The 9662-nt window shown below is 39.8% G+C and carries 8 protein-coding genes and 1 pseudogene; 5 read left to right on the top strand and 4 right to left on the bottom strand.

Translation table 11 applies throughout. The features are described 5' to 3' along the window. Positions 1-389 precede the first annotated feature (389 nt). The 4 genes and pseudogenes from V7659_RS24140 to V7659_RS24125 all read left to right on the top strand — a co-directional run. Complete coding sequence (locus V7659_RS24140) at positions 390-1355, top strand: nuclease-related domain-containing protein (RefSeq protein ID WP_335542683.1); 966 nt, start codon at positions 390-392, stop codon at positions 1353-1355. Positions 1356-1417: 62 nt separating this feature from the next. Beyond that, the gene (gene pdaA, locus V7659_RS24135) at positions 1418-2185 is read left to right on the top strand and encodes a delta-lactam-biosynthetic de-N-acetylase (protein ID WP_335542682.1); all 768 of its coding nucleotides are present in this window, start codon (positions 1418-1420) and stop codon (positions 2183-2185) included. A 126-nt stretch (positions 2186-2311) separates the two neighbouring features. Further along, positions 2312-3700 (top strand): 23S rRNA (uracil(1939)-C(5))-methyltransferase RlmD, encoded by a 1389-nt coding sequence (gene rlmD / locus V7659_RS24130; RefSeq protein WP_335542681.1) that lies wholly within the window; start codon positions 2312-2314, stop codon positions 3698-3700. Further along, positions 3700-4055: pseudogene (locus tag V7659_RS24125) on the top strand (IS6 family transposase); the annotation flags it as partial. The gene rlmD and the pseudogene V7659_RS24125, both read left to right, overlap by 1 nt. 203 nt (positions 4056-4258) lie before the next feature. Here V7659_RS24125 and V7659_RS24120 read toward each other — a convergent pair. The 3 genes from V7659_RS24120 to V7659_RS24110 form a co-directional block, all read right to left on the bottom strand. Further along, positions 4259-4486, bottom strand: a complete 228-nt coding sequence (locus V7659_RS24120) for a hypothetical protein (protein WP_088091069.1) — start codon at positions 4484-4486, stop codon at positions 4259-4261. Then, entirely contained in the window at positions 4483-5676 is a 1194-nt protein-coding gene (locus V7659_RS24115; protein WP_335542680.1) for a Ger(x)C family spore germination protein, read from the bottom strand. Before V7659_RS24115 ends, V7659_RS24120 begins: the two co-directional genes overlap by 4 nt. 115 nt (positions 5677-5791) lie before the next feature. Then, positions 5792-7357, bottom strand: a complete 1566-nt coding sequence (locus tag V7659_RS24110) for a spore germination protein (protein WP_180247522.1) — start codon at positions 7355-7357, stop codon at positions 5792-5794. Between the two features lie 475 nt (positions 7358-7832). Here V7659_RS24110 and V7659_RS24105 point away from each other — a divergent pair, with 475 nt between their 5' ends. After that, the gene (locus tag V7659_RS24105; RefSeq protein WP_335542679.1) at positions 7833-8924 is read left to right on the top strand and encodes a GerAB/ArcD/ProY family transporter; all 1092 of its coding nucleotides are present in this window, start codon (positions 7833-7835) and stop codon (positions 8922-8924) included. Positions 8925-9468: 544 nt separating this feature from the next. On the opposite strand, the gene V7659_RS24100 is transcribed toward V7659_RS24105, so the two are convergent. Next, on the bottom strand, positions 9469-9662 hold a 194-nt coding region (locus V7659_RS24100; RefSeq protein ID WP_335542678.1), incomplete at its 5' end, for a hypothetical protein.

Below are 9662 nucleotides of genomic sequence, written 5' to 3'. Positions count from 1 at the left end.
CGCGAGGGTCGCGTCTATCCTTTTTTAGTTTGAAGAGTAATTATTGGGGAATGGTTGAACTGGGTATTAAATACCATTTTTTGAAAAATAAAGCTGCAATTTTGTAAAATTATTCACAATTTTGGTGTAATAATCTAATTGTATTTATTGATTTGGAAAAAGATTACAAATATTGTTCAATCCCATGCTTGTTTTGTAAAATAAATTGAATAATTGTAAAATAAAGCTTTTTTATCGTGTATTATCTCCCAAATTGTAAAATTCCTCATTCATCTTTTGTCAAATACATTAATAATAATCAAAATTAACAAAATTCATAAATAATCCATACAAGAATTTGGGCAAACATGTTATAAATAAGCGAAACGACTTCTAAAGGAGGTATTAAATTGTTTGTTAAAGACCTAACAGTTCCCCTTAACTTGCTGAAAGCCGAAGCATTGGAAAAAAGAATGCCCCCAAATCATCCAAAACTTATGGATTTGAGGCTATTCATTAAGAATTTACGATCCGGATACAATGGGGAAAGAAAAATACATTATTATCTAGGACTAACTCCACCAAAAAGGTTTCTCATTTTCCACGACTTGCGCCTCCCGTATGGTGACGGGTACTTTCAAATCGACGCATTGCTGCTTTCCCCAAGAGGAATTCTTATGATTGATGGCAAAAACCACTCCGGCAAACTTACAATCGAAAAAAATCAGATGATTCAAGATTATATGGACAAAAGGATAGTCTATGATAATCCAATTGCCCAGGCCCACCGCCATAACTTATTATTGACGTACTTTCTTGAAAAACACAAAATCCCTCCAATGCCAATTGACTCGCTAGTTGCTATTTGTAAATCCTCAACTGAATTATGTATTAGTCCTGGATACACAATTGCAGAAAAAAAGATTTGCCGAGTGAGTGAACTACTTGGAAAAATCGATGTATTTTACCATCAACATAATAAGACTCTCCTTGATCCTAAAACCATTGAGAAAATTAAGAGACTTCTTATAAAAAGCCACACCCCATTAATTACGGACATAATGCAGAAATTTAGCGTGCAAATGGTAGAAATAATTACAGGTATTCAATGCCCCAATTGCTTTCAGTTTCCAATGAGCTATAAAAGGAAAATTTGGGTATGTCCACATTGCCATTTTATATCCCAGGATGCCCATTTAGTTGCAATTAAAGATTATTTCTTACTAAATCATTCCTCATTTACAAATATGGAGATACGTACATTCCTTCACCTTCCATCTACAAGAATAACTACGTACTTTTTATCTTCCTTATGCTTCCCTTATACAGGAACCACGAAAGGCCGCGTCTACCATCAGCCTCAAAATTTCCTATAAATACTAATAATCATTTTCCCATTTAAACAAACACTAAAAAAAACAAAATAGGGGGAACATGGATGAAAAGATTATTGTGCATCCTTAGTATGCTGCTCTTATTTATACCGCAGAGTACATATGCGGCTGTTTCCAATCAGCCACTCCATTGGGGCTTTAAAAAAGGTGTAAATGAACAGCAGGCAGAAGCAGGAGCTGAGCTTGATCAGTTAATCGAAAAATACGGTGCTTTTTATAAAAGCAATCCGGACTCAAAGACGTTATACCTAACTTTCGATAACGGTTATGAACAAGGATATACCCCTCAGATTCTTGATATTTTAAAAAAGGAAAAGGTACCTGCAACCTTTTTTGTTACTGGTCATTATTTGCTTTCAGCAGGGGATATTGTAAAAAGGATGGTCAAAGAAGGACATATTGTCGGGAACCATTCTTGGCATCATCCTAATTTGACAACTGTTAGTGACGAACGAATTCGTGAGGAACTTGAAAAAGTCCGCGTCAAAACTAAAGAACTCACGGGGCAAAAGAAGATGAAATACCTTCGACCGCCACAAGGGGTTTTTAGCGAACGAACAATGCAAATTGCTAAAGAAGAGGGTTACACACATGTTTTCTGGTCACTTGCTTTTGTCGACTGGAATGTGAATCAGCAAAAGGGCTGGCAATATTCATACGATAATATCATGAGACAGGTCCATCCGGGCTGTGTACTACTTTTACACACTGTCTCTAAGGACAACGCCGATGCCCTGGAAAAGGCAATTCAGGATTTAAAGAAAAAGGGTTATAAGTTCAAAAGCCTTGATGACTTTCCGAAGAAAAAGTAAATATAACACAACAGAAATCGAATTTCTTTTTGGAATTCGGTTTTTCTGTGTGAATCGTGCTATAATACGGGGAAATTAAAATGAAACGATCTATATGAATTTATGGAATATTATGGAGTGAAATAGATGAAAACTGATCAAAATATCAAAATTGAACTGAAGCAAACCTTTCCGCTTACGATTAAACGGCTCGGTATTAATGGGGAAGGTGTCGGTTATTTTAAAAAACAGGTTGTCTTTGTGCCCGGTGCACTTCCCGGTGAAGAAGTGGTCGTAGAGGCAACGAAGATAAATCCCAAATTTGCTGAGGCAAAAATTAAAAAAATTCGCGTTAAATCCCCGCATCGTGCCCAACCGCTTTGCCCGGTATATGATCAATGCGGTGGTTGTCAATTGCAGCACTTGAATTATGATCAACAATTGAAGGAAAAACGTGATATTGTCATTCAATCACTAGAGCGCCATACCAAAGTGGAAATTAGCAAACTTGATATCAGAGAAACGATTGGAATGGAAGACCCGTGGGGATACAGAAACAAGAGCAGTTTTCAAGTGAAGGCAATGGATGGAAAGGTCCTTGCCGGTCTTTATGGCCTTAATTCCCATCAATTGATAAATATTGATGAATGCGCGGTTCAGCATTCACAAACAAATGAAGCAACATCAGCGGTTAAACGGATTTTAGAGGAATTAAAAATACCAATTTATAATGAAAAGTCTAGAAAAGGTATTGTTCGAACCATTGTTACACGGGTTGGAATACAAACTGGAGAGCTGCAAGTCGTTCTGATTACAACGCAAAAAGAATTACCAAAAGTGGACCTGATCATTCAGGAAATCCAAAAACGTCTTCCGAATGTGAAATCAATTGTTCAGAACATCAATGGGCAAAAGACCTCCCTTATTTTTGGCGAGGAAACCCTTCCGTTAGCGGGTGAAGAGTTCATCCAAGAAACACTAGGAGATCTTCAGTTTGAGCTTTCTGCAAGGACATTCTTCCAATTAAATCCTGTTCAGACTGTGAAGCTTTATAATGAAGTGAAAAAAGCAGCCGCTCTGACTGGTCAAGAAAAAGTAGTAGATGCCTATTGTGGAGTGGGAACCATCGGGTTATGGCTCGCTGACCAGGCAGGAGAAGTCCGTGGAATGGACGTCATCCCAGAATCGATTGAGGATGCAAAGAAAAACGCAAAGCGGCATGGATTGACTAATACAAAATATGTACCTGGAAAGGCAGAAGAGGTTCTGCCAAAATGGGTCAAAAAGGGTTGGAAGCCCGATGTCATTGTCGTTGATCCACCTAGAACAGGTCTTGAGGGGCAGTTAATCCAAACCATCCTTCAGGCAGAACCAAAAAAGCTCATTTACATCTCATGTAATCCTTCAACATTAGCAAAGGACATTCAAACGTTAAGTGCAAAATATGAAGTGAAATATATCCAGCCAGTTGATATGTTCCCGCATACGGCACATGTGGAGTGTGTCTCGCAACTCATTTTAAAAGAATGCAACTAATCCGTCGTCATCTTAAGCCAACCAATGACTCCTGGAGAGTGGACGAAACGTACATCAAAGTAAAGGTCAATAGATGTATTTATATCGTGCCGTTGATTCAGAAGGGAATACCATTGATTTTTATCTTATTGAATAAAGGGATACCAAAGCAGCTAAGCGCTTTTTTAAGCAAGCCTTGGCTGCTTTTCATGTTTCAAAACCTAGAGTAATAACAGTTGATAAGAATCCAACATATCCAGTAGCCATTCAACAACTAAAAGACGAGCAAAAGTTGCCTGAAGGCATCCAAATAAGACAGATTCGTTATCTGAACAATAATTTTGAACAGGATCATCGTTTCATTAAGAAATTAGTATGGATAGTTCGTGATGGATTGTACTTAAACTAAACCAGCTAACGGTTTATCAATATTTCCCAATAAGTTATCAATTAAGATCATGACTTCTGCCTAATTATTTAGGTGCGAAGTTTGAGTTTTTTAGTTTTAAAGACTGCGAGAGTGGATAGAGATCGAGACCTTTGTAAAACGTAAACCTAATCAGTAATATTGTCTAAGAGCTATTTCTCTAATATCTTTCCAATCGGCTTATAAATCGCATCAATTATTTGAGTCGGGCCGGGCATGTCGGGAAAATGAAGCAACAGGACGGCAATCACCCACCCTGTTACTGCAAGGGTGACAAAGGCCGCCCTTTCTTTTTTCTCCGTTGGTTTCATTTGGGGCCATTCATATAGTGCGATAAGAGTAAAGATAGTTGTTATTCCTAACAATGCTCCCCATTTCATTTTTTCTTCACCTCATCTTCCGGTAATCCTTGCGGGGTTGTAGACAGGCCGGGCCTGCGTACTGTAGCCTTCATATCAAAGGTCACTTCCACCGAAGGAAAGATCTCATCCCAATCCTTTTTGGCCTTTTTCCATTCTTGTGGGTATTTCCGGTGAAATTCCTCAGAGAAACCCAAAATATCGACCTTCAGCTCTTTCTGTACTTTTTCTAATGTTTGGCTTATGCGATATTTAAGGTCTTTTTCCAAATCCTTTTGAAGCATTTGAGTGAATTTTGGAGTCGTTAGGTCTAAATCGGTTCCGTTCAGGATTATATCATCCTCCGTGATAACTTTTACCTTCATCTTCCATTTTCCGTACTTTATCTCTGGGATCAGCTCAGTGTTCGCACGAAGTAGCCTATAGGACACATTCCCCTTTCCCTCTTTCGACTTAATGGTGACAGTAGCCTGCTTTATCTCGTTTCTAGTCCACAGTACACCCCTTGTCAGCTTATCACTGATTTGGCCAATCATCTTATCCTTCTTAAAAATTGCGGTCTGATTAATATACGAAACCGTCTGCAGCGGTTCTAACCCTTTTGCGGCAGGATCGATAGTGACCATTGGAACGGCCGCTGCCTGGGCGTCCCCGCTTAACATTTGTAATACATCCTTCAAGGTGATGTCCATCAAAACTTTCGATGCCGCTAATTCCCTAAGCACTTCCGAAGAGCTGCTTTCCAAAGGAGGAAGTAAGGCCATTATATCCTTGGCTTTCCCCTTAGCGACAAACACATTGCTCCGCAGGCGAGTTTGGGGAGTTCGTGCCAGGAAATCAAGAGGCTCACGTATGCCTGCTTTCGCCAGTTTCTCCCCAATCACAATCACTTTTGTGTGCCCCCAGAAAACTTCGCGCGGAATTTTTTCCTGTAAGTTCGAGATTGCATCGGCAATTGTCTTTCCTTTTCCACTTCTTATTATGGTTTCGGGGGGACTACCACCGCCACCAGCACCGCCACCAGCACCGCCACCAGCACCCAAAGCTTTGGGAATATATACTTCTGCGGTAAGCTCAATCGTGTTTTCATTCTTTTTGTCAATCCCTACTCCGGTGATTAGCGTTACATCATTGACTTCGGTACGATCCCAGCAGCCGGCTAGAAGCAAGTTGTTCGCAAAAAAGAAGAAAAACAATAGCATCTTTTTCATCCCACGGTCTCCCCTTTTTCCAGCAGCTTTCCTTTGGTGTGAATATGATCATCGCACCAAGAATTTTTATTGGATGACCTTTTCCTTGGATAAAATAGATTCAGACGATCGATCATTACTCATCTCCTCGTATTGGATCAGGTTTCTGCTCTGGAGCTTGGCGGTACTTATTATAATCACCCGTTAAATGAGGGCGGGTATTCATCATCCACCAAGGGGCCCGTATCAGGACGTCTTTCATATCGCGGAATTTCATCGGGGCCAATGGTTCCAAATAAGGAACACCAAAAGACTTTAATGTGCTTAAGTGGATAAGGATGAAAATGATCCCCAGCATCACGCCCAGCAATCCCAACATACCTGCCAGAAAGATGATGGGAAAGCGTAGCATCCGCAGGGCAATTCCAGCGGTATAACGAGGAACCGTAAAGGAGGCGATCCCTGTTATGGCTACGACCATAACCATCGGGGCCGACACTATACCTGCTTGAACCGCCGCTTGGCCAATGACGAGTGCCCCGACAATGCTTACAGCCGCTCCCACCTGCTTAGGAAGCCTGATTCCTGCCTCCCGCAGTGCTTCGAACGTGAATTCCATGATCAGAGCCTCAACCAGTGCCGGAAAAGGAATTCGCTCGCGAGAGGAAGCAGCGTTCAATAGTAGCGTTGTAGGTACCATCTCATGATGAAAAGTCAGTAGGGCCACATAGAGCGACGGGAGCAGCAAGGAAAGCAGCACGAAAAAATAACGTAGCCAGCGGATCACAGTCCCAATTAAGAAGCGCTGATAATAGTCTTCGCTTGATTGGAGCAATGAAAAGAGCGTTGTCGGTGCGATCAGGGCAAACGGAGTCCCGTCTACCAAAATGACGACCTTTCCTTCCAAAAGGCTTGATGCAGCCACATCCGCCCGCTCGGTATTCAATACTTGTGGGAACGGAGAGAAAGGGTTGTCTTCGATCATTTCCTCGATATATCCGCTTTCCAATACACTGTCGATATTGATTCGCTGAATCCTTTGGGTCATTTCCTCGATCAGGGTTAAATCGGCGATCCCTTCGATATAGGCCAAGACGATTTCGGTCTGACTGTAGCGACCTACTTTCATTGATTTCATCTTTAATTGTGGACTTCTAAGCTTTCTACGTAAGAGCGAGGTATTTACTCCAATCGTTTCCGTAAACCCATCCCGCGGTCCGCGTACAACCGATTCTGCTGATGGTTCTTCAATGGACCGTTTCTCCCATTTTGCCAGTCCTAAAGAAATCCCAAGGGTTTCGTGCTCGAAAAGAAGAACCGGATTGCCGATGGAAATGGATTCGATACAATCGGGAAAAGTTTTGATTTCTTTCACCTTCGAGACCGAAAGCTTTCTTTCCAGCAATTCATTTATGCTGCCCGTTTTTTCGGCGGTATCCCGCATAAGGGGGGATAGCACATTGTCATCGATCTCTTCAATATTGGATAGTCCTTCAATATAGACCAAAACCGCCTTTGTTGTTCCGTTAACCAAAAATGTTCGAAAATTGACATCGGAGCAATCGGCGTAAATGGAACGCAGTATTTGTACATTTTCTTGCAAATTTGAAGAAATAGGCTCTTTCTGTTGCTCGGGAACGTGAGAAATTGCTTTTGATATCCCGTCTTTCTTGACCCATTTTCGGGATTTTCGAATCAACATGATATACCTCTTTCCTTTCAAAACAACGACTCTTCATCAATGCATAGGCTGAAATTTTCTACTCTACCAATGATAACTTATCTTTGTCTATTTCTCAGACTTGAGGGTAAAGTTCACTATCTCTTTTATGATTCTGCTTTTTTTGCAAATATCTGATACCGCCAATCTTATAGATTACTTTGTAGGTAATCCAGCTTAGTGCCCAGGTAGATAGCGATGTTTCTGATAGAATACTTGTCCATACTGAATACATTTTTAGTATGGTCGTATGAACAAGTATTATTAATCAGGATTAAAAAATATCAAAGTATTGGAGGACAAGATCGGACTTAATAATGTGTGTTGGTCTTGTCGGAAGACACTTTCAGACGAAGAAAAAGTGTTCTACCTATTCGATGAATGTTTTCCGGACTTTTTGAACAACCTCTTATATATGAACTGTTGGGAAAGGACAAGTAAATGAGGTGAAAGAAGAGTGTTAGAGAAAGGGAAGATTTCACCGCTTCAAATGGCAATTATTATGTATCCAATGGTTGTAGCAACTGGAGATCTACTATTACCCAGGATAGTAGCCATACACGCAGGACGCGATTTGTGGATTTCAACGATGATCGGTTCAGTTACCGGTTTTATTCTCGTATATATTACATTTAAGTTACACGAGCGATACCTTGGGGAAACAATCATCCAATATAGTGAAAAAATTGTTGGCAGATTATGCGGGAAAATCTTCGGTTTCTTTTTTATCTTCATATGTATATATGGCGATGGTATTATAACAAGACAATACGCTGAATTTGTCGTAGGTAGCTTTATGCCAAAAACCCCACTGATGGTTGTGATAGCTAGTATGATTTTTGCTTGTGCTCTTGCCGTACGAGGCGGCATAGAAGGAATCGCAAGAATTGCACAGCTATTCATCCCTATCATATTAATACTTTGGGTGATAATAATTCTCCTACTTCTTCCCGATATGGAAATCAAGAATATTTTTCCCATAATGGAAAATGGAATGAAACCTGTCTTTAGAGGAGCAATTCCTCTAGTTGGTTGGTTTGACAACGTTGTGATTCTCGCTATGCTTCTCCCGTTTTTATCTAATTCAGATAAAGGAATGAAATGGGGAGTCATTTCTTTATGTATTGTCTTACTGACCTTGTTAGCTCTCAATATCACTACCCTGTTCATATTTGGAGGGATCACAGCCACTTTTACTTATCCGGTCATGTCTGCTGTTCGGTACATTAGTATAGCTGATTTTTTAGAACATATAGAGTCCATTGTTATGGCTATATGGGTTGCCGGGGCATTTATTAAAATATCCATCTTTTATTATATAATCGTAATCGGTACTTCCCAATGGTTAGGTCTTAGTAACTATCGCCCAATTGTCTTTCCGATGGGCATTTACATTATAATATTTAGTATTTGGGTAGCTCCAAATCTTCAAGTATTTTCTCATTTTTTAGGGACAACATATATCCCCTTTAATATAACCATGGCATTTGTCTTTCCGTTATTATTATTCATCATTGCTTTTACTCGAAAAAGAGAGGTTTCAACATGATACAATCCCTGTTAGCAGGTAGCAGCAAATAAACTTTTAAATCTTATCCAAAAACGTTCGCTCACTTTCAGTGAATGTTTCCCGGACTTTTTGAACAATCTCTTATAGACGAAACCGTTGTTTTACGATCAACTCATCACGCAAGGCGAAATTTTTCTTGTTGTCCGAATTTAGCTTTTCAGAAAATGTGGTATATGGGACAAAGCCGATGTTCAATTGCCTGATAACACTAAGGTATGTGCAGTTTAAAAGACCGGATTCCACGAGCGAAAATGATCATCTTAGAGTTGTGTATGTACTACTTTTACCATAAATTTACAAATTTACACTTTTCATCGAAGCCTGACTCGTCCTTGATCGTATCCAGCTAAATGACATTAATAAAGCATTCGACAGCTTCCATGACTGCAATTGCATCAACGTTGGCAGAACAGTGGTTGAGTTTTCATCACAAGAACAAAAGGAACTAGCAGATACGTCTGACAGTCTATTAACTATATAAAATAAGAAAACAGACCGTCTCATGGCCAGACGGTCTGTTCTTTTATTCATCCTTTTTTAATGCATCTCGTTCTGCCATTAATTTTACAATAATTTCTTCTATAAAAATAAAGAATACAGTTCGAGTTTTTTCATAAGGTAACAATTTTCCATTTTGAGCAGATTTGGTTAAGTAAAATATATTATCTACTTGTAAAGTTTGAGAATTGTCATATTCCTCCAAAATCAACAATATTT

The sequence above is a fragment of the Neobacillus drentensis genome, assembly GCF_036966985.1.
Classification (GTDB): domain Bacteria; phylum Bacillota; class Bacilli; order Bacillales; family Cytobacillaceae; genus Neobacillus; species Neobacillus drentensis_E.
This window is presented reverse-complemented; position numbering and strand designations above follow the sequence as displayed.